Below are 20,283 nucleotides of genomic sequence, written 5' to 3'. Positions count from 1 at the left end.
CGTCGAGGATTCCGGCGCGGTTCTCGACGGAGTCGCGGCGGGGAGCACGGGTGGTCATGTCTCTATGGTACTTAATGTGCACACAAGTGTGCAAGATAATCCAGTGGATTCAGAGAGCCCGCGTCATATACCGGCACGCCGGAGGTCTTGAGAGGTGGATGCACTCGCACCGCCGACGCCGCCCGGAAGGGGAAGCACAGTGATCTCGACGCTCATGGAGGCCGACGGTCTCGCCCCGCTGTTCGCACCGAAGGGGACTCGACCGTGATCCATCTGGGCAGACCGGCGGCGCCGCACGGCTCGCTCGCCGACATCGTGTTCCAACGCTTGGGTCGACAGATCGCCGAGGGCGTGCTGTCGCCGGGGGACTCGGTCAACGACAACGCGATCGCGGCGGCGATGGGGGTGTCGCGCACACCGGTGCGTGAGGCGCTGCAACGCCTCGAGCGCATCGGGATGATCGTGCTCGCCCCCAGTCGCTACACCCGCGTGACGCCGCTCGCCAACGAGGAGGTCGCAGGCTGGCGGGAGTTCCTCGGCCAGCAGCTGTCGGTGCTCTCACGCGCGGCGGCACTCCGGCTCGCCGAGGACGCGAGAGAGGATGCCGCGTACCGCGTGGACGAGGTGGCGGCGTGCGTCGACGAGCGCGAGCGGTATGCCCGAGCGGCCGTGGAACTGTACGCACACCTGGCCTCGCAGTCGCTGAACGACGTGCACCGAGCGATGGTCGACGAGACGTCGTTCGCGCTGATCAGAGCCCTTCGCGCCTGGGTGATCGAGCCGGATGCGGCCCGGCGGATCGAAGACTCGTTCCATGACCTCAGCGCGGCCCTGCGCGCGGGTGACGGCGACGGCGCGGAACGCAGCGCGCGCGCCGCCTACCTGATCGACTGAGCGGCCGACCCGGCATCCCGAGTCGGCCGTCGTCGACCGTCAGTCGGTGCCGGAGTCGAAGGCCGCGCCCTCGGACGCGGTGTCGACGGCGTCGGCGAGGTTCTCGTCGACTGCCTCGACGGATCCCGTGATCTCGCCCGATTCGCCGGCCGTGACGCGTCCGACGAGCTCACCGGTCGCGCCGCCGATGAGGCCGAGGCCCGCGTACTGCTCGAGGCGCGAGCGCGAGTCGGCGATGTCGAGGTTGCGCATGGTGAGCTGGCCGATGCGGTCGACCGGGCCGAAGGCGGCGTCGCCGACGCGCTCCATCGAGAGCTTCTCGGGTCCGTACGACAGGTTCGGCGACGTGGTGTCGAGAATCGTCCAGTCGTCGCCGCGGCGCAGGCGGATCGTGACCGTGCCCGAGATCGTGAGGCCGACCCAGCGCTGGATCGACTCGCGCAGCATGAGCGACTGCGGCTCGAGCCAGCGTCCCTCGTACATCAGGCGACCGAGTCGGCGGCCCTGCTCGTGGTACGTCGCGAGGGTGTCTTCGTTCAGGATGCCGTTGACCAGGCGCTCGTAGGCGATGAAGAGCAGCGCCATGGCCGGAGCCTCGTAGATGCCGCGCGACTTCGCCTCGATGATGCGGTTCTCGATCTGGTCGCTCATGCCGAGGCCGTGGCGCCCGCCGATCGTGTTGGCCTCCATGACCAGGGCCACCGGGTCGGTGTACTCGACGCCGTTGATGGCGACCGGGCGGCCGGCCTCGAACGTGACGGAGACGTCTTCGGTCTCGATCGCGACCGACGGGTCCCAGAACTTCACGCCCATGATCGGATCGACGGTCTCGAGCGAGACGTCGAGGTGCTCGAGGGTCTTCGCCTCGTGCGTCGCGCCCCAGATGTTGGCGTCGGTCGAGTACGCCTTCTCGACCGAGTCGCGGTACGGGAAGTCATGAGCGACGAGCCACTCGCTCATCTCCTTGCGGCCGCCGAGCTCGGTCACGAAGTCGGCGTCGAGCCACGGCTTGTAGACGCGCAGGCGCGGGTTGGCGAGCAGGCCGTAGCGGTAGAACCGCTCGATGTCGTTGCCCTTGTAGGTCGAGCCGTCGCCCCAGATGTCGACGCCGTCCTCCTTCATCGCACGCACGAGCAGCGTGCCGGTGACGGCGCGGCCCAGGGGCGTGGTGTTGAAGTAGGTGCGTCCGCCGGAGCGGATGTGGAAGGCGCCGCACGACAGGGCGACCAGGCCCTCTTCGACCAGGGCGGTCTTGCAGTCGACCAGACGCGAGGCCTCGGCGCCGTATTCGAGAGCGCGACCGGGGATCGACTCGATGTCGTCTTCGTCGTACTGCCCGAGATCGCCGGTGTACGTGTAGGGGACGGCACCCTTGTCGCGCATCCACGCGACGGCGACGGAGGTGTCGAGTCCTCCGGAGAAGGCGATGCCGACGCGCTCGCCGACGGGAAGTGACTGGAGGACCTTGGACATGCTTCCCAGTCTATCGGCGGCGTGTCGGCTGTTTCGGACGGGGGCGCGGGATCTGGGGCTGCCGGGGAGGGGTCTGCCTCGACCGCGTGTAAATCCCTTGTTACAGATGCCTGATTCGGTCGGGCGGCTGCATTCACCGGGATAGTCTCTTGCTACCAGGTAAACAAGGCTTCCATTGTATGAAATGCAGCGGGAAAGGCGGTGATGCACGTGGAGACGCTCATCGAGATGCTCTCGGCTCATCTTCGAGAGGGGAACGAGGCTGGTGCCCAGTGTTTCCGCGGGGATCGCGGATGGGAACGGCGCACGTACGCACAGATGCACGCTCTCGTGCTGCGGACGGCTCACCGGCTGCGCGCGCTCGGGGCAGGCGACGGTGGATGCGTCGCCATTGTCTCTCGGACCCGACCGGATTGGACAATCGTCGACCTGGCGGCGGCCCTCATCGGCGCCCCGGTGATCCCCGTGTATCCGACGGCGTCGCAGGCTCAGTTCGACGCGATCGAACGCGCGACGTCCCCGGCGCTGATCGTGGTCGATCGCGATGACCTGCGTTCCGCGGCACCGCAGTTCCGGCTGGGGAATCGGGACGGCGACCTCGGCGACCTCGAGCGCCCGACGCTCGCTCCTGACGAGAAGGCGGAGATCGAAGTGATCGCGGCATCCGTGCGTCCGTCCGACACATACTCGATCGTGTTCTCATCGGGATCGACCGGGGAGCCGAAGGGCTGCGTTCTCAGCAATTCCCACTTCGCCGCCGTCGTGCGCATGGCGGGTGCCGTCGAGTCCTCCGGCCCCGAAGGGGCGGAGCACCGCGAGCGGGCGTTCGTGTATCTGCCCCTCGCCCACGTGTCGGCCCGCCTGCAGCAGCTCACGACCTTCTCGCTCGGCGGCGAACTGCTGTACGGCTCCGGCGGAACAGCCGAGATCCTCGCCCAGATCACCGAGCTTCAGCCGACCTACGTGCCTGGGGTGCCGCGCCTGTTCGAGAGCGCGTACGCGCGAGTCGGGGGATCGGGGGAGTCGCTGCGAGAAGTCTTCGGCACGCGGCTTCGTTACGCGCTGAGCGGTGGGGCGCCGATGGACGAAGAGGTCCAGGGGGCCTACGAACGCGCCGGGATCACGCTCGTCGAGGGGTACGGTCTGACGGAGACGTCGGCAGCTCTGGCGCTCAGCGCTCCGCACGATCGCCGCAGCGGCAGCGTCGGTCGCGCGCTGCCCGGGGTCGAGCTCCGAATCGCCGACGACGGAGAGATCCTCGCACGCGGAGCGAACGTCTTCGAGCGGTATCTGGGCGCACAGCGGGCGACAGCCGAGGCATTCGTCGACGGATGGTTCCGAACGGGTGACCTCGGATGGATCGACGACGACGGATTCCTGTTCGTCACCGGACGCAAGAAGAACCTGATCGTGACGTCCACCGGCAAGAACGTCGCCCCGGAGCCGATCGAGAATCAGCTGCGCATCGCGCTCGGCGTCGCCGACGTGATCGTGGTCGGCGACAGGCGCCCCTTCCTCGCTGCCGTCGTGTTCGCTCCCGAACCGCTCGACGAGGCGGAGGTCATCGCTGCGATCCGGCGACTCAACGCCGAGGTGTCGCCCCCTGAGCGGGTGCGCAAGGTCGTCATCATCGCCATCGACCTGTCCGGAGAGACCGGCGCCCTCACCGCGAGCGGCAAGATCGTGCGTCCCGTGCTGCTCGAACGGTTCGCCCACGTCGTCGATGCCCTGTACGACGGCACGCACCCTCGAGCGCTCGATGTCCATCCCTCACCCGTCCCTGTCCTGAACTGACCCGACACTCACCAGGAGAACGCATGAACACCACTCGCCCCCGTCACGTCCTCGCTCTGGGCGTGTCACTGCTCACGGTCGGCGCTCTGCTGTCCGGATGCGCGGCCGCCGACACCGCCCCCGCTTCGGAGTCGGAGGCCGAGACCGGATTCGCCGCGCCGACCGATCTCGCCGAGCCCGGGGACACGATCCCGACGGTGACCGTCGCGGGCGGTCTCAGCCCGTACGGCGACGAGATGCTCGCCGCCGCCGGCGTCACGCGCGGCTACTTCGACGAGGTGGGCATCACTTTCGCTGACGGGCCCAACGGCATCAAGTCCGACCTGATCGGTTCGGTGACGCCCCTTCTGAACGGCCAGATCGATGTCGGCTCGGGATATCCGCCCGCTTTGATCTCGCAGATGGACGACGTGTCGAACGTCGTCGCCTTCCAGATCCAGGACGTGTTCTACGGCTATCGGCTCCTCGCGCCGGAGGGGAAATACACCACTCTCGCCGACGCGATGGCCGAGGGCCAGAGCTACGAGGAGGCGGTCGCAACCGTGCTCGCGCAGCTCGACGGACAGGACGTAATCCTGCGCGACGGGGTCGTGCCCACGTTCTACCAGCTGATCACCGGCACTGCGGGCACCGACATGGGCGCCTGGAACGTCACCTACCTCACCAATCCCGATCTGGTGCGCGCGGCGCAAGCGGGCCAGGCTGACTTCGTCTCGCCGACCGGAGCAGTCGAGATCGTGCGTCTGCTCAACGACGGCTGGGAATCGCTGATCGCGCTGCCCGACGTGATCGAGAACTCGACGGCGGAGGAGACCGTCTCGCTGCGGGCGACCTTCTCGGGATATCTGACCACCACGGAGTACGCCGAGGAGAACTGGGACACGCTGCTGCGCTACGCGTCGGTGATCTATCGCCTCGTCGACGACCTCGAGGCGGATCCGGAGGGCACGGCGGCCGACTACGTCGACCTGCTGAACAGCTACACCGGCTCAGACCTCAGCGCGACCCAACTGGCGCAGACGTTCGACGGCCTGTACTCGGTGCGCAACTTCGAGGACGCGTCGGAGTTCTATGAAGACGAGGATGCGCCGTTCTACTTCGACACGGTCGTCGGCGCTCAGATCGACTCGCTCGCCGAGCAGGGTGTGATCGACGACGGCCACACGCCGGCCGAGCTGTCGATCGCCGGTGACGTGTGGCGTGCGCTGAACGCCTATCGCGAGGCGGCGGACGAGGCGCTCGCCGAGGCTCCCGAGGGCGAGCTGAAGACTGCGGCCCTCGCCCAGTACGAGGCGCGCAACTACCTCGACGCCTATCGCCTCGCGGCGGCTGCCTGATCATGGCCATTTCGGTCATCGCCCCCGCCCGTCCGGTGATCACCCGCACCGGACGGGCGGGGGCCCGGGGCGCTGTGGGCTGGCGCGTGCTCGGCGTCGCGGTCGTGCTGATCGTCTGGCAGCTGCTGGCGATCGCGATCGACTACACCGCGATCCTTCCCGGACCGATCAAGGTCGTCACCGATTTCGCGACGAGCTTCGTCACCGACCCTGGCCTGAGCTACCTCGGTGTTCGCGTGTCGGGCTATGGCGTCAACGTGGCCTGGACCGTGGGCATGGCGACCGCTGCGTGGCTGGTCGGTTCCGCCGCCGGCGCGATCGCCGGCCTGCTCAGTGCGCGCGTGCAGTGGGTGCGCAACGTCACCGAGCCGATCCTCTTCGTCTTCGGGGCGGTGCCCGCTCTCGTGCTCGCCCCGTTCTGCCTGATCTGGTTCGGCCAGGGACCCGGCGGCAAGTTCGCTCTCGTCGCGTTCTACTGCTTCGTCACGGTCGGGTTGATCGCCCAGGCTGCGGCTCTCGCGCTGCCACCGGTCAGCGAGGAGTACGGCGCGATGATGGGGGTGGCGGCCGCGGCGCGCTTCTGGCACATCGTCGTTCCCGCGACCCTTCCCGCGGTGCTCGCCGGGCTGCGGGTCGCGCTCTCGACAGCCATCGCCGTGCAGGCGACCGTGGAGCTGTTGGGCTCGCAGACGGGCGCGGGACGCCTGATCGCGTTGCGAGCGACCCAGGGCGACGTCTCGGCCGTGCTCGGGCTCTCGCTGGCTATCGGCATCGCCGCGATCCTCCTCGACCTCCTCCTGCAGCGCCTCGTGCGCCTGTTCACGCGGTGGCAGTGACATGCGCCGCACCGACATCGTCTCGGAAGGACACCCCATGACGACCCTGACCACTCCGACGCCGCACGCCTCCGCCTTCGAGATCTCGGGGCTGACGGTGTCGTTCACCGCTCAGGGGCGGCAGATCACGCCGCTCAAGGACCTCGATCTCGTGATCCCGCGCGGCGAGTTCGTCTGCATCCTCGGTCCCTCCGGCCAGGGAAAGAGCACGCTCCTGCGTGCTATGGCGGGTCTGCAGTCGGCGTCATCCGGCAGCGTGATCGCCGCTGGCGAGCCGGTGGTCGGCCCCAGCGCGCACCTCGGCATGGTTTTCCAGCAGGATGCGATTCCGCAGTGGCTACGCGTGCAGGACAACATCTCCTTCGGCCCGCGCATGCGGCACGTCCCTGACGAGGTCTGGCTGCCCCGTGTGCGCCATTTCATCGAGGCCGTCGGACTCGCGGGGCGGGAGCGCGCCTGGCCGAAGGAGCTGTCGGGAGGTATGCGCAAGCGGGTCGCGATCGCCGCCGCATTCGCGAACAACCCCGACATCCTGCTGATGGATGAGCCGTTCGGCTCGCTCGACTACTTCACGCGCGCTCAGCTGCACGACACCCTGCTGGACCTCTGGCAGGAGACCGGGAAGACGATCGTTTTCGTCACCCATGACGTCGATGAGGCACTCAAGCTGGCTGACCGGATCATCGTCGTGACAGACGGACACGTCGGATACGACATCGAGCTGCCGTTCGCACGGCCGCGCGGCGACGAGCTGCGCATGGATGCCGAGGCCGACGCCATCCGTGCCCAGCTTCTCGAGGTGCTTCAGGCGCCCGCGCGGATGCAGTCATGAGCGGCGCTTCGGCTCGCGGGGGCATCACGCTGCGCACCACGGCGACGCCCCTCAGCATCGTCGTCGGGATGGTCGTCATCGTGGCCGGCTGGCAGGTCATCGCGATGATCGTGGCGGCGTCGTCCGCCCAGGGCGACCGGGTGATGCCGTCTCTCGTCACCGTCGCGACATCGGGCGTGCTGGGGCTGAGCGACTACTGGGTCGGCGGCTTCGGCGTGCCCGCTACACAGACGGGCGCCGATCAGAGCGTCGCGGGTGCGGTGCTGGCCCTCATCGTGAACGCGGGTGCGACCCTGCTGCGCGTGGTGTTGGGACTGGCCGGTGCGGTGATCGCCGGTGTGGGTCTCGGGCTGCTGTCGTCAGCCGTGCGACCTGTTCGTCTGAGTGTGGGTGGAGTGGCGGAGATGATGCGGATGCTTCCCGCTCTCGCGATGGCGCCGCTGTTCGCGCTCTGGTTCGGCGCCACCGATCTGGCGGTCGTACTCTTCGTCATCTTCGGGGTGGCGTTCATCGTGCTGGTCGGAACCATCAACGCGATCGGCAACCTCCCGCCGCATGTCATGGAGTACGCACGGACGATGGGCCTGAAGGGGTCTCCGCTCTGGGTGCGGGTCGTCCTTCCGGCCATCCTGCCGGAGATGCGCGGGTCGATCGTCTTCGGCGGTCTGGTGGCGTGGACGTCCGTTCTCGCCGGAGAGATCTACGGCCTGCAGTCAGGGCTCGGCTGGATGCTCAACGAGACGCTGCGCTTCTCCCTTGTCGACCGGATGGTCGTGGTCGCCGCGGTCTTCTCCCTGCTCGCGCTCGCCACGATGAAGCTTCTCGGCGCCGCGATGAACCGGCTCACTCGCTGGGCGTGAGCGCGGACGAGAGGGGGTGGGGCGCTCCTGATCGCCCCGCCCCCTCTCGTGCGGTCAGATGACTGTCGCGCCCATCGGCAGTTGCACGCCGATCCGGTGTGCCGCCGCGCGCAGGTCCGGAAGCCACTGCTCGAGCTGCGCCACACTGGCGCGGAACGCCGGCGCGGAGATGCACAGGGCGGCTCTGGTGTCGCCCGCCTCGTGGCGCACCGGAACGCCGATCGCTCGCACGCCCGCGTCGAACTCCTCGTCCGCCACCGCGTAGTCCCGCTCCCGAGTGCGCTCGATCTCGGCGAGCAGGGCCGATCTCGTGGTGATGGTGGTGGGCGTCCACGCCTGCAGATCGAGATCGTCGAGCATCGCAGCGAAGGTGTCGCTCGGCATGCTGCTCAGCAGGATCTTGCCGGTCGACGTGGCATAGAGGGGCTCGCTCTGGCCCACCGAGCCGCGAATCCCGACGGCCTGCTCGGTGCCCACCTTCTCGATGAACAGGGCGCGACCGTCGCTGAGCACCGAGAGCTGCACGGTCTCACCCGTGCGTCGACTGAGTTCGCGCATGATGGGCCGCGCGATGGTCGCGAGGTCCATCACGCCGGTCACGCGGTTGGCGAGTTCGAACAGTCGGACGCCGAGCCGATATGTCTTGGTCGATGCGTCCATGCTGACGAAGCCGAGCTCGATCTCGGTCGCGAGCAGGCGGTGGGTCGTGCTGACGGGCAGACCCACCTGACGCGCGAGCTCGGTCACCGACACCCCTTCGGGGTGGTCTCCGAGAGCGGAGAGAAGGCTGAGCCCTCGGGCGAGCATGCCCTGGGCTTCTCCGCCGGGCGGGGTCGTCTTGGCTCCCATGTGTCCTCCGGGTCAGGGGAAGGCGAGGGCGCCTGTGAAATCCGGCACTCGCTTCTCCATGAACGCGGCAGCACCTTCAGCTGCCTCCTCAGTACCGTAGTAGAGCACGCACGCGTCGTTGGCCAGTTGGGCGACGCCGTGCAGGCCGTCTTCCTCGGCGCTGACCGCGTTCTTCAGCATCCTCAGCGCTGCCGGCGACATCGCGAGCAGCTCGCGCGCCATCGCGATGCCTTCGTCCAACAGGCTCGCGAGCGGTACGACGTCGTTCACGAGCCCCCAGGACAGTGCCTTCTGAGCGTCGTACTGACGGCAGAGGAACCAGACCTCCTTCGCGCGCTTGTGTCCGATCTGCTTGGCCAGCAGGTTGATGCCGTACCCGCCGTCGAAGCTGCCCACCCGCGGCCCCACCTGTCCGAACACCGCGTTGTCCGCCGCGATCGACAGGTCGCATACCTGCTGAAGCACCTGGCCTCCGCCGACGGCGTATCCGGCGACCAGCGCGATGACCGGCTTCTCGATCCGCCGGATCGCGACCTGCACGTCGATGACGTTCGCCGGTGCGATGCCGGTGAACTCGGCGGCCTCTGCGTCGCCCGAACGTTCGGAGAGGTCGGCGCCCGAGCAGAACGCCTTGTCGCCGCTGCCCTTCAGCAGCACCACGCGCACGCCGGCGTCGTGGCGTGCGCGCGCGAACGCGTGAACGAGCTCGGCGCTCGTGAGGGGCCGGAAGGCGTTGCGCTTGTGCGGGCGCTCGATCTGGATCAGGGCGATCCCCTCGTCGCTCACCCGGTACGAGATGTCGGTGTACTCACCCGATGCGATCCACTGATCGGTGGCGATGCCTGTCATGTGTTTCCTCCTCGTAAATCATCTGTGCGTGGTTTGACGGACCTGCTGTCCGATCCCTAACCTATTCTATAGAACGAACATTGCTTCCATTCTATGGAAGAAAGTTCGGCAGTGAGTCGGAGAGGATCAAGAGTGAAGCGCATCGGTATCGACGCAGGGGGCACGTTCACGGACGCCGTGCTGTGGGACGAGGACGGAGGCATCATCAGTGCCACGAAGGTGTCGTCTCGAGGCCACGACCCGGCTGGAGCTGTCGTCGCGGCGGCGCGGCGCGTCGACGTCGCCGACGTCGCCGAGCTGATCCACGGCACCACCATCGGCACCAACCTCGCACTCGAACGCAATGGGGAGCGCATCGCCCTTCTCGCGAGCGAGGGCTTCCGCGACGTCCTCGAGATCGGACGGCTCACCCGCCCTGCATCAGCCCTCTACGACCTTCTCGACCCCGGCGCTCCACCTCTCGTCGCCCGTCGAGACCGGTTCGAGGTCGCCGAGCGGATCGACCGCGACGGACGAATCGTCACTCCCCTCGACGAGCAGGCGGTCGCGGCCGTCGCCCGGCGCATCTCCGAGCGAGGCATCGGCAGCGTGGCGATCTGCTTCCTCTACTCCCACGTCGACGCCGGCCATGAGCGCCGTGCCGCCGAGATCTTCAGCGATGTCGCACCCGACGTGGCGGTGTCGCTCTCGTCGGACGTGCTGCCGCAGGTACGCGAGTTCGAGCGCACTGCCGCGACCGTGCTCAACGCCTACCTCAAGCCCGTCTGCGCACCGTACCTCGCGACACTCACCGATCGCATCGCCGAGTGGAACCCGAACGTGCGCACCTGGATCATGCAGTCCAACGGCGGGATCACCTCGACCACGCACGCGGCGAAGACCCCGGTGAACCTGCTGCTCTCCGGCCCGTCCGGCGGTGTCGTCGCCGGACGCCTCATCTCGCGACAGACCGGAATCACCGACACGATCACCGTCGACATGGGCGGAACGAGCTTCGACGTCTGCCTCGTCGCCGACGCCGTGATCCCGCTCACCACCACCAGCCGCGCGATGGATCTTCCGCTGCAGCTCCCCACCGTCGCCATCGAGACGATCGGCACCGGCGGCGGCAGCGTCGCCCATGTCGACACCGGCGGACAGTTCAGCGTCGGTCCGCGCAGTGCCGGGGCGAATCCGGGCCCGGCGGCGTATGGGCGTGGAGGAGTCGAGCCGACGGTGACGGACGCGAATGTCGTGCTCGGCATCCTCGAAGACGGCATCCAGCTCGGTGACGACGTCACGGTGGATCGTGGTGCGGCGCTCGCCGCATGCGCGCGATTGGGTGAATCTCTCGGACTCGACCCGATCGAGACGGCGATCGGCATCCGTCGCATCAGCAACGCCGCGATGGCCGGAGCCGTGAGGGCCGTCTCGGTGGGCCGCGGCCACGACCCCCGCGACTTCGCGCTGAATGCCTTCGGTGGAGCCGGCCCCATGCACGCGGCGGACATCGCCGACGAGCTCGCGATCCCGACTGTGATCGTGCCGCCCTCCGCCGGCGTCCTGTCGGCCGTCGGCCTCGTCGTGTCCGACGTGGTGCACAACGCGGCGCGCAGCGTGTTGGCGACCCTCGAGCCCGCACTCGAGACCGAGCTCGCCGGCGTCCTCGCCGATCTCGGAGCCGCCGTGTCCGCACAGCTCTCGGACGAGGGTGTGCCAGGCACATCGCAGAGCGTCGAGTTCGCCCTCGACCTCCTGTACGCAGGTCAGAACACCGCGGTCACCGTGTCGACGGGCGACATCGACCGGCCCGGCTGGCTCGACCGCGCCGCGGAGTCGTTCCACGTGGCGCACGAGCGAATGAACGGCTTCCGTGTCGACGACGAGGCGATCTCGGTGCAGATCGCCCGGGTCACCGGCGTCGGCCGGGTGGTCGTCCCCGACACCGATCGGGCGGACGTCGCGCCCCTCGATCCTCCGACGCCGTCCGGCACACGCGAGCTTCATCTCTCGGCTCTCGAGAGCACCGTCGTGCCGCTCTTCCGGAGGGATCAGCTGCTGCCCGGCCATCGGTTCGAGGGCGCCGCGGTCGTCGTCTCCGACACCACGACCGTCGTCATCCCGCCGCATGCGCGATCCGAGATCGATGCGTACGGCAACCTTCTGATGCACCTGGAGAAGCGCTCATGATCATCGAATCGGCACCTATGCCCGTGACCGTCCTCGACCCGGCCGCCCTCGACCCGATCTCGTTCGCCGTGATCGACTCCGGTCTGCGCGCCGCCGTCGCCGAGATGAAGGCGGTCGTCCTGCGTACCGCGTACTCGAACCTCTGGAGAGAGGCGGGGGATCTCTCCTGTGCGCTGCTGGATGCGTCGGGGCAGATCGTCGTGCAGGGTGTCGGGGACATCCCGATCCACCTCGGCAGCATGCCGATGACGATGCAGGGCGTGCTCGACCGGATCGCGATCGACGACCTGCGTCCCGGCGACGTCGTACTGCAGAACGACCCCTACCGGGGCAACAACCACATGCCCGACTTCTTCATGGCGAAGCCGGTCTTCTCGGAAGGGCGCATCATCGCGTTCACCGCAGTCCGGGGCCACTACGTCGACATCGGCGGACCCGCTCCGGGCAGCTACTTCACCCTGGCGAGCGACATCTACGGCGAGGGTCTGCGCATGCCCCCGATCAAGATCTACCGCGAAGGCGCGATCAATCAGGATGTCCTCGACATCCTCGTCGCGAACGTCCGCAACCCGGTCGAGCGGCTGGGTGACATGCGCTCGCAGTATGCGGGATGCGTCACGGCCGAGCGGCGACTCGTCGAGTTCTGCGAGCGGTACGGAACCGACGTTGTGGCACAGGCGATGCGGCAGGTGCTCGACGTGAGCGAGCAGCGAGCCCGCGCCGCCTTCGCGAGCATCCCCGACGGCACCTACACATACGAGGACTTCTGCGACGGTGACAGCTTCGACCCGACGCCCGTGCCGATCCGCGCCACGGTCACCGTCGCCGGCAGCGACGTCGCCGTGGACTTCGAGGGCTCGGCGCCACAGACCCGCGGCGGCATGAACTCTCCACTCGGTGTGACGGTCTCGGCGGCGCTCTTCGCCCTCAAAGCCCTCACCGAACCGCACACGGCGTCGAACTCAGGCTCGTATCGCCCCGTCACGATCACGGCGCCGAAGGGCACGATCGTGAACCCGAATGCCCCGGCTCCGGTCGTCGCCGGCAACCACGAGACCTCTGCACGGATCGCCGACGTGGTGCTCGGCGCTCTGTCGCACGCCGTGCCCGACCTGGTTCCCGCGGCAGGCACCGGCAGCGCCACGGTGCTGATCGTGGCGCGCGAGGACGGCATCGACGACGCCATCATGTATGAGGTTCACGGAGCCGCGCAGGGGGCGAGCCTTCTCGCTGACGGCTCGCATGCCCGCCGGACCAGTATCGGCAACACCGGCAACACCCCGTCCGAACTGCTCGAGGCCGCCCATCCCGTGCGCGTGCTCGCGTACCGACTCGCCGACGGCGGGGGAGCCGGCCGTCACCGCGGCGGTGGGGGCATCACCCGCGTGCTGGAGTTCACCGAGCGTTCGACCGTGACGATCGTCGCCGACCGCGACATCAGCCGCCCCTATGGCCTGTTCGGCGGATCCGACGGCGGCAACGCGCACTTCACCCTCACCCTCCCCGACGGAGAGGAGCGCATCCTCAGCAGCAAGATGCCGCCGACCAGCGTGCCGAAGGGGGCTCGCCTGGAGTTCACCTGCGCGGGCGGAGGCGGCTACGGGGATCCCGCGCTCCGCGAACTCGCCGACATCCAGTCCGATCTCGACGACGGCTACCTGACGCCGGAGCGCGCCGAACACGACTACGGGGTGCGCGTGGTTCGCGATGAACAGCGCGCAGACGGTGCGTGGGTGGTGACACGATGACTCCACTTCTCGACGGACAGGTGGCACTCGTCACGGGTGGAGCCGGCGGCATCGGGTGGGCCACGGCCGCACGTCTCGCCGGCGACGGTGCGAGCGTCGTGATCGCCGACCTCGATGCGGCGGCCGCGGAGGCGGCAGCCGAACGGATCGGGCCGACAGCGGTCGGTCTCTCGATGGATGTGTCGGACGAGTCCTCGGTGGACGCGACCGTCGCCGAGGTGGCCGATCGGTTCGGCCACCTCGACATCGTCGTCAACAACGCCGGTGTGCTCCGCGACAACCTCATCCACCGGATGACGCTCGACGACTGGGAGCTCGTGATCGACGTGCACCTTCGGGGTGCGTTCCTGGTGAGCCGCGCCGCCCAACGGCCGATGGTCGCGCAACGCAGCGGCCGCATCATCAACCTCTCGAGTATCGCCGCGACCGGCAACCGGGGGCAGTCCAACTATTCGGCGGCGAAGGCCGGGATCATCGGGCTCACGAAGACGCTGGCGATCGAGCTCGGGCGGTTCGGCATCACCGTCAATGCCGTGGCGCCCGGCTACATCGCGACGGCGATGACTGACGCGACGGCTGCCCGCGTCGGTGTCGACCCCCTGGAGTACCGGCAGCAGGCTGCCGCGCAGACACCGCTCCGCAGAGTCGGGGAACCGGAGGACGTGGCTGCGGCGATCGCATTCCTGGTGAGTCAGGATGCCTCCTTCGTCACGGGTCAGGTTCTCATGGTCGACGGCGGGCTCGACCTCTGATGCCCATCGCCCTCACGATCGATCGGCTGGACGAGCTCGTCGGCATCACGCTGCCCCCGACGAGGCCGCGTCAGATCACCCAGGCTGCCGTCGACGCCTTCGCGGATCTCACCGGGGATCGTCAATGGATCCACGTCGACGTCGGGCGCGCCGAACCGTTCGGCGGGACGATCGTGCACGGGCTTCTGCTGACAGGGCTCATCGGCGGCGCCTGGGGGGAATGGCTCGATGTCGTCGACGCGTCCGATGCCCTCAACTACGGGGCCGACAGGATCCGCTTCCTGCGCCCGGTGCCGGTGGGATCCGAGGTCGCACTCGCCGCGACGTTCGCTGAGCTGAGCACGCGTGTCGACGGAGCACGCCTGAGTCTCGACGTCGAGGTGCTCGTCGACGGCATCACGACCCCCGCCGTCGTCGCTCGATCCATCGTCCTCTTCCGGCGCTGATCGCCGCACCGACCAACCGACCTCCGCCCCCCTGCCTGTCTCACCTGTTGAGGAGAACCATGCGTCTGTATGCCGATCTCGATCCCTACGAATACGAGTCGCGTCTCAGCGACCCCGAGCGCGCTGTGCTGCGGCGGCTGCGCGGTTTCCTCGACCGTGAGGTAGCGCCGATCGTCGACGACCATTGGGAGCGTGGCGAGTTTCCCGAGCATCTGCCCGATGCGTTCGCTGAGCTCGCTCTGCTCGACCCGGTCGAGCTGCGCGATGCGGGCGAGACGCCCAGTGCGATGTACATCGGATTCCGCGTGCTCGAGCTGGCCAGGGTCGACGCGTCGATCGCGACGTACTTCAGCGGTCAGGCGACGATGATCACCGGTGCGGTGCTGCACGGAGCGTCTGCCGAGCAGATCTCCGAGTGGATGCCCCGGATCGAGGACTATTCGTTGCGTGGGGTGTTCGCGATCACGGAACCCGAGCACGGCTCGGATGTCGCTCGCGGCATGACCACCACCGCGCGCCGCGACGGCGATGACTGGATCATCGACGGCGAGAAGATGTGGATCGGGAGTGCGGCCTACGCCACCCATGTCTGCGTCGTGGCCCGGGAGGAGGGCGGTGCGACGCGAGCTTTCCTCGTGCCGACGGACGCTCCCGGTATGACGATCGACAAGATCACGGGCAAGGCCGCGCTGCGCATCGTGAACAACGCGCACATCACCCTGTCTGGAGTCCGTGTCACGGAGAGCCTGCGACTGCACGGGGTCGAGCGCTTCGCCGACGTCGCCCGCATGCTGCGGCACATGCGGGCCAGCACCGTCTGGCAGGCGGTGGGCGTGCAGATGGGCGCGTATCAGAAGGCGCTCGCCTATGTCACTTCGAGGACGCAGTTCGGTCGGCCCATCGCCGGGTTCCAGCTGGTGCAGGAGAAGGTCGCGCGCATGCTCGGCAACATCACCGCGAGTCTCGGCATGGCCGTGCGACTCGCGGAGCTGCAGGAGGCGGGCGTCTACCGCGACGAGGACTCGGCGCTCGCGAAGCACTGGGTCTGCGGTCACCTGCGCGAGACGGTCGCGCTCGCTCGCGAAGTGTGCGGCGGCAACGGCATCCGACTCGAGACCGGTGTGATGCGGCACTTCGCCGATGCCGAGGCCATCTACACCTACGAAGGCACGAACGAGATCTCCGCGCTCATGGTCGGTCGCGCAGCGACCGGTGTCAGCGCGTTCGTCTGAGAATCTGAAGGGAGAAGCGCATGTCGCATCTGATCACCTCGGGACTCCACGTCCCGCATCGCACCAAGGCCCTCGTCGTGGGAGGCGAGGGCGTCTACCTCGAGTACTCGGACGGGACCCGCGTGCTCGACGCATCGAATACCGGCGGTCCGCTCGGGCATCGGCATCCTGAGATGATGCAAGCGATCCGCGAGGCAGCCGAGTTCCCGGTCGTGAATGAGGGGCACCGGTGGGCCGAGCGCGATCTCGCTGCCGACGAACTCGTCGAGACCGCATTCCTCGGTGAGTCCTGGGTCGGTGGCGTGCGGTTCGGGATGAGCGGCAGTGAGGTGAACGACATCGCGCTGACCCTCGCGCAGGCTCTCACCGGGCGCGACCCGATCGTTGCTCGGGAACGCGCGTACCACGGCCTCGTCGGACTCTCGCGCGACGTGACGGTGCAGCCGCAGTGGCACGGGGGGCTGTCGCGCCTCGCCGGTGGAGTCGCGCGACCGTCCGCAGGAGCGGAGGTGCGCACCATCCCGGCCCCCCGGGCGAGTGCATGGGCGCGCTCCGGGTCGGTGAATGCCGAGGCCCTCGGATCGAGTGACCTCGACGCCATCGACGGCGCTGCCGCGGTGATCGTCGACTACACCCAGGGCGGCCACTACTACGACCGCGGGTATCAGGATGCCGTCGCTCAGCGTGCGGCGGATGCGGGAGCCGTCTGGATCGCTGATGAGGTCGTCACCGGGCTCGGTCGGAGCGGGCAGTGGATGCAGTTCCATGCGTCCGACACCCGGCCCGACATCGTCACGCTCGGCAAACCTCTCGCGGGAGGCGCGGCGCCCGCAGGAGCCGTCGTGCTCTCACAGCGTGCCGTCGCGGTGCTCCGCAGCGCGAAGTGGCAGAACTACAGCACCTTCCGGGCGCACCCGGTCACCATCCACGCGGTGCGGGCCCACCTCGCCGTCGCTGCCGCGGACGGCCTCCCCGAGCGGGCCGCGACACTCGGTGCGGAGTTCGGCGGCATGCTCGTCGAGCTCGCCGAGCGGCATCCGAGCGTCGTCAGGGTGGCCGGATCCGGACTGCACTGGACCGTCGAACTCAGCGGCGGGCCCGACTGGCGGACGTGGGAGTCCACGACGACGGATACCCACGTCTCTGATGTCGTGGTCGGCGAGGCGCGCAGGCACGGGGTGCAGATCAGCACCAGCGACGAACCCACGTCTCTCTTCCTCGCGCCTCCGCTGATCATCGAGAGGGCCGAGCTGCTCCGCATCGTCGAGGCGCTCGACGCGGGCCTCGCGCTCGCGGATCGCATCGTCGAGGAGGCTCGGGCATGACGCACGCGATGATCGTTCCCGCAACCATGGCGAGTCTGGTCGAGAGCGGGTCGTACGCGCCGGCGGTACGCGTCGGAGACCAGGTGCACGTCTCCGGCCAGGTCGGGCGCGATGAGCACTTGACCCCCGTGACCGAATCGCTCGAGGCGCACATCCGGCAGACGTTCGACAACCTCGCGACCGTGCTCGCCGAGTCCGGTGCCGGGCTCGGCGACGTGTACGAACTGACGACGTATCACGTCGATCTGCCTGCGCAGATGCCGACCTTCGCGCAGATCAAGAGGGAGTACTTCCCTGCCGGATCGACGCTGCCCGCATGGACCGCTGTCGGGGTCGCTGCCCTCAACCACCCGGACTTCCTCGTGGAGATCGCCGCCCGCGCACACGTGGGCGGGCGACCGGCTCCGGGGGCACGCTAGGGCGACGCTTCCCGCAGTGGCAGAGTGTCCCTGAAGGAGGCGGCACATGTCACAGGCGATTCTCTGGGGTCTGGTCGCGGCGTCGCCTCTGTTCGTGGGTGCGGTGCTCGCCCTGCTGCGCACCTGGCCGCCGCGGTGGCTCGGCATCGTGCTGGGATTCGGTGCTGGCGCGCTCATGGCGTCGATCGCCTTCGAGCTCTGGGAGGAGGGGCTGGATCTCGCAGGCCCCATCCCGCTCGTCGCCGGAGTGGTGCTCGGCGCACTCGCGTACTATCTCGCCGATCGCGTGCTCGACGCGCGAGCCGCGAAGTCCACGGATCAGGGAGCGGGCGCCCCGCTCGCGCTCGGCGCGCTGCTCGACGGCATCCCTGAGCAGCTCGTGCTCGGCATCGGACTCGCATCCGGCGAACCCGTGAGCATCGCCCTGGTCGTCGCGATCGTCGTCTCGAACCTGCCGGAGTCGATCGGCTCGGCCGCCGACCTGCTCAAGGGCGGCATGACGAAGTCCCGCGTGCTGCTGCTCTGGGCGGGCATCGCGCTGATCTGCGCACTCGCGACGATCGCCGGGTTCGCCCTGGCGAGCGTGACCGGAGACGACTTCCGCGCCGCCGCGGGCGGGTTCGCCGCCGGTGCGCTGCTCGTGATGCTCGTCGACTCGATGGTGCCGGATGCGCAGAAGAAGGCGAAGAACGTCACCGGGCTCGCGACCGTGCTCGGCTTCGCGCTCGCCGCGGGGCTCTCCCTGGCGGGTTGATTCGGCCGATCGGTCTCTCCTAGAACCCGGGGTACTCCTTCAGCCGTTCCTCGAACTCCGCCCGGTCGGCGTCGCTCAGCAGGCCGCTCGCGATGACGACCATCTGCAGGCCCTCGAGCGGTTCGCCCGTCCGCGCGTTCTGGGCCTCGCGCGCGACGCGGAAATCACCGGTCGAATCGTTGGCGAGGTCGAAGACGTTGGCGTAGAAGCGCATCGGCTCGGGGTAGTTCTCGGCGTAGTACTCCCACGTGTGCTGCAGACGGGGATCCGCGCTGCCGTAGAGCTTCTCCTTCATGGTCGGCTCGATGCCCGAGTACTCGTCGTTGAACGAGTACAGGTACGACAGGCCGTGCTCGATGACGACGTCGTCGATCAGATCCATGACCTGCAGCTTCACGCCGTAGTCGTGGATGGGCTCCGTGGTCGCCCAGCCGACGGACGTGTACTCGATGAGCATCGACTCGCCGCCGTAGCCGTTGCGCTCGGGTCGCAGATCCTCATCGCCGACCTGCACCCACTGGTACCCGAACTCGTCGGTGATCCGTTCGCGCACGTCGGCGAACAGCGCGTCTGCCGCAGTGCGCACCTCTTCGAGGGACTGCTGACTCAGGGCATCCTGAGGGTTCTGCTCCTTGATTCCGGGGTATGCCTCTTCGTGCTTCTGCTCGTCGCTCTTCATGCCGTCGTAGCTGCCTGTCGCCGACGTGCGCACCGCGCCGATGCCACCGACGGTGGCCACGTTGAAGACGACGGTGACCGCCAGCGCGATCGCCGCGAAGGTGCGCGCCCGTGCCGAGAACAGTGCACCGATGATCACCGCCACGACGACCAGTTGCAGCGTCAGCATCGTGACGCCGTACAGCGCATCGGTGCCACCCGCCGCGAGCGTGATCAGCAGGATGAGGGCGAACAGGATGCCGGTGACGAGCGCGATCCAGCCGAGGATGTTCGCGGGCTTCTTCGACGGCTCCACAGTGGCGGTGGCCGACAGCCCGGGCACCGCGGGCGAGGGCAGCAGGGGACCGGACGGCCGCCGCGCATTGCGGTAACCACCGGGAGGGGGCACGGGAGGCGCGCCCTCGGTGCCGGCGACGTAGCGCGCCCGCTGCTTCTCGTGATCCATCACCATGGCTTGTCCGTCCCCGAGCCTCCGCCGTCGTCATCGCCGCGCTGATCGCGCTCCTGGGTGCCCTGCTCGAGCTGCTCCTTGAGGTCCTCGATCTTCTCATCCGAGGGCTGTTCCTGCTGCTCCTGCGGCTCCTGCTCCTGCGGTTCCTCGGGCGGAGTCTGCTCCTCGTCCTGCTGCTTCTGCTTCAGCCGGTCCTCGAGGTCCTCCTTGCTCTGCTGCATGTCGCGGTCGGGATCGGACGACTGCTCCTGGGCCTCGTCGCTGTTGCACTCCTCGGGCATCTCGGTCGTCACGGTGAGCGCCTCGCCGTAGAGCTCGGCAGCGGTGACGCCGTCGCCGTCGCTGCGCGCCGCGTCGCCCATCCGCTCGATCACGATCGCGAGGTTGATGCGCACGCTGCAGACCTCGAGCCCGGTGGCGAGGCTCAGGGACTCCTCGAACTTCGCGCGCGACTCCGGCAGCTTCTCTGCTCCGGCGAGAGCGGTGCCCACGTTGAACGGGGCCTTGTACGGCTCGAACCAGTTGAGGAACTCCTGCCCGCGCGCCGCCGATTCGGCCCCGGCGTAGTCGTCGGCGACGTACGAG

General features: G+C 68.4%; 19 protein-coding genes. 14 read left to right on the top strand and 5 right to left on the bottom strand.

The genetic code is table 11. The annotated features are described in order from the left end of the window. Positions 1-264: 264 nt before the first annotated feature. Positions 265-894 carry a GntR family transcriptional regulator gene (locus tag RTM68_RS09610; protein WP_312170383.1) on the top strand — a complete coding sequence of 210 codons (630 nt, stop codon included), beginning with the start codon at positions 265-267 and terminating at the stop codon, positions 892-894. A gap of 39 nt (positions 895-933) precedes the next feature. On the opposite strand, the gene argG is transcribed toward RTM68_RS09610, so the two are convergent. Then, positions 934-2,367 carry an argininosuccinate synthase gene (argG, locus tag RTM68_RS09605; RefSeq protein WP_312170381.1) on the bottom strand — a complete coding sequence of 478 codons (1,434 nt, stop codon included), beginning with the start codon at positions 2,365-2,367 and terminating at the stop codon, positions 934-936. Between the two features lie 204 nt (positions 2,368-2,571). On the opposite strand from argG, the gene RTM68_RS09600 reads away from it, so the two are divergent. Genes RTM68_RS09600 through RTM68_RS09580 form a run of 5 tightly spaced genes read left to right on the top strand, consistent with a single transcriptional unit; the run spans position 2,572 to position 8,026 of the window. Continuing rightward, positions 2,572-4,161, top strand: a complete 1,590-nt coding sequence (locus RTM68_RS09600; RefSeq protein WP_312170379.1) for an AMP-binding protein — start codon at positions 2,572-2,574, stop codon at positions 4,159-4,161. A 23-nt stretch (positions 4,162-4,184) separates the two neighbouring features. Continuing rightward, the gene (locus tag RTM68_RS09595) at positions 4,185-5,498 is read left to right on the top strand and encodes a hypothetical protein (RefSeq protein ID WP_312170378.1); all 1,314 of its coding nucleotides are present in this window, start codon (positions 4,185-4,187) and stop codon (positions 5,496-5,498) included. A 2-nt stretch (positions 5,499-5,500) separates the two neighbouring features. Next, positions 5,501-6,334, top strand: a complete 834-nt coding sequence (locus RTM68_RS09590; protein ID WP_312170376.1) for an ABC transporter permease subunit — start codon at positions 5,501-5,503, stop codon at positions 6,332-6,334. A 37-nt stretch (positions 6,335-6,371) separates the two neighbouring features. After that, positions 6,372-7,166 (top strand): ABC transporter ATP-binding protein, encoded by a 795-nt coding sequence (locus RTM68_RS09585; RefSeq protein ID WP_312170375.1) that lies wholly within the window; start codon positions 6,372-6,374, stop codon positions 7,164-7,166. After that, positions 7,163-8,026, top strand: a complete 864-nt coding sequence (locus tag RTM68_RS09580) for an ABC transporter permease subunit (protein WP_312170374.1) — start codon at positions 7,163-7,165, stop codon at positions 8,024-8,026. The genes RTM68_RS09585 and RTM68_RS09580 overlap by 4 nt, the downstream gene beginning before the upstream one ends. Positions 8,027-8,080: 54 nt before the next feature. Here RTM68_RS09580 and RTM68_RS09575 read toward each other — a convergent pair whose 3' ends face one another. Both RTM68_RS09575 and RTM68_RS09570 read right to left on the bottom strand, forming a co-directional pair. Further along, complete coding sequence (locus RTM68_RS09575; RefSeq protein WP_312170372.1) at positions 8,081-8,875, bottom strand: IclR family transcriptional regulator; 795 nt, start codon at positions 8,873-8,875, stop codon at positions 8,081-8,083. A 12-nt stretch (positions 8,876-8,887) separates the two neighbouring features. After that, a complete protein-coding gene (locus RTM68_RS09570; RefSeq protein ID WP_312170371.1) occupies positions 8,888-9,724 on the bottom strand; it encodes an enoyl-CoA hydratase-related protein in 837 nt (278 codons plus the stop codon). Positions 9,725-9,856: 132 nt separating this feature from the next. Here RTM68_RS09570 and RTM68_RS09565 point away from each other — a divergent pair, with 132 nt between their 5' ends. From RTM68_RS09565 to RTM68_RS09530, 8 genes are read left to right on the top strand one after another with little or no spacing between them, the layout of a single operon-like run. Further along, positions 9,857-11,893 carry a hydantoinase/oxoprolinase family protein gene (locus RTM68_RS09565; RefSeq protein ID WP_312170369.1) on the top strand — a complete coding sequence of 679 codons (2,037 nt, stop codon included), beginning with the start codon at positions 9,857-9,859 and terminating at the stop codon, positions 11,891-11,893. A gap of 17 nt (positions 11,894-11,910) precedes the next feature. Next, entirely contained in the window at positions 11,911-13,641 is a 1,731-nt protein-coding gene (locus RTM68_RS09560; RefSeq protein ID WP_312170367.1) for a hydantoinase B/oxoprolinase family protein, read from the top strand. Next, a complete protein-coding gene (gene fabG, locus RTM68_RS09555; RefSeq protein WP_312170365.1) occupies positions 13,638-14,393 on the top strand; it encodes a 3-oxoacyl-ACP reductase FabG in 756 nt (251 codons plus the stop codon). Before RTM68_RS09560 ends, fabG begins: the two co-directional genes overlap by 4 nt. Further along, complete coding sequence (locus RTM68_RS09550) at positions 14,393-14,839, top strand: MaoC/PaaZ C-terminal domain-containing protein (protein ID WP_312170363.1); 447 nt, start codon at positions 14,393-14,395, stop codon at positions 14,837-14,839. Before fabG ends, RTM68_RS09550 begins: the two co-directional genes overlap by 1 nt. Positions 14,840-14,898: 59 nt before the next feature. Then, positions 14,899-16,071 carry an acyl-CoA dehydrogenase family protein gene (locus RTM68_RS09545; protein ID WP_312170361.1) on the top strand — a complete coding sequence of 391 codons (1,173 nt, stop codon included), beginning with the start codon at positions 14,899-14,901 and terminating at the stop codon, positions 16,069-16,071. A 20-nt stretch (positions 16,072-16,091) separates the two neighbouring features. Continuing rightward, a complete protein-coding gene (locus RTM68_RS09540; protein WP_312170359.1) occupies positions 16,092-17,396 on the top strand; it encodes an aminotransferase class III-fold pyridoxal phosphate-dependent enzyme in 1,305 nt (434 codons plus the stop codon). Beyond that, positions 17,393-17,815 carry a RidA family protein gene (locus RTM68_RS09535; RefSeq protein ID WP_312170358.1) on the top strand — a complete coding sequence of 141 codons (423 nt, stop codon included), beginning with the start codon at positions 17,393-17,395 and terminating at the stop codon, positions 17,813-17,815. The genes RTM68_RS09540 and RTM68_RS09535 overlap by 4 nt, the downstream gene beginning before the upstream one ends. Positions 17,816-17,861: 46 nt before the next feature. Beyond that, complete coding sequence (locus tag RTM68_RS09530; RefSeq protein WP_312170356.1) at positions 17,862-18,569, top strand: hypothetical protein; 708 nt, start codon at positions 17,862-17,864, stop codon at positions 18,567-18,569. A gap of 19 nt (positions 18,570-18,588) precedes the next feature. On the opposite strand, the gene RTM68_RS09525 is transcribed toward RTM68_RS09530, so the two are convergent. Then, positions 18,589-19,692: a hypothetical protein gene (locus tag RTM68_RS09525; RefSeq protein ID WP_312170354.1), complete on the bottom strand. Its 1,104-nt coding sequence runs from the start codon at positions 19,690-19,692 to the stop codon at positions 18,589-18,591. Further along, on the bottom strand, positions 19,692-20,283 hold a 592-nt coding region (locus RTM68_RS09520), incomplete at its 5' end, for a hypothetical protein (RefSeq protein WP_312170352.1). The genes RTM68_RS09525 and RTM68_RS09520, both read right to left, overlap by 1 nt.

Origin of the sequence: Microbacterium sp., from assembly GCF_031988965.1 — a bacterium.
In the GTDB taxonomy this organism is placed as follows: Bacteria; Actinomycetota; Actinomycetes; order Actinomycetales; family Microbacteriaceae; genus Microbacterium.
Note: the sequence above shows the minus strand (reverse complement) of the source record. Positions and strands in the feature narration are given on the sequence as shown.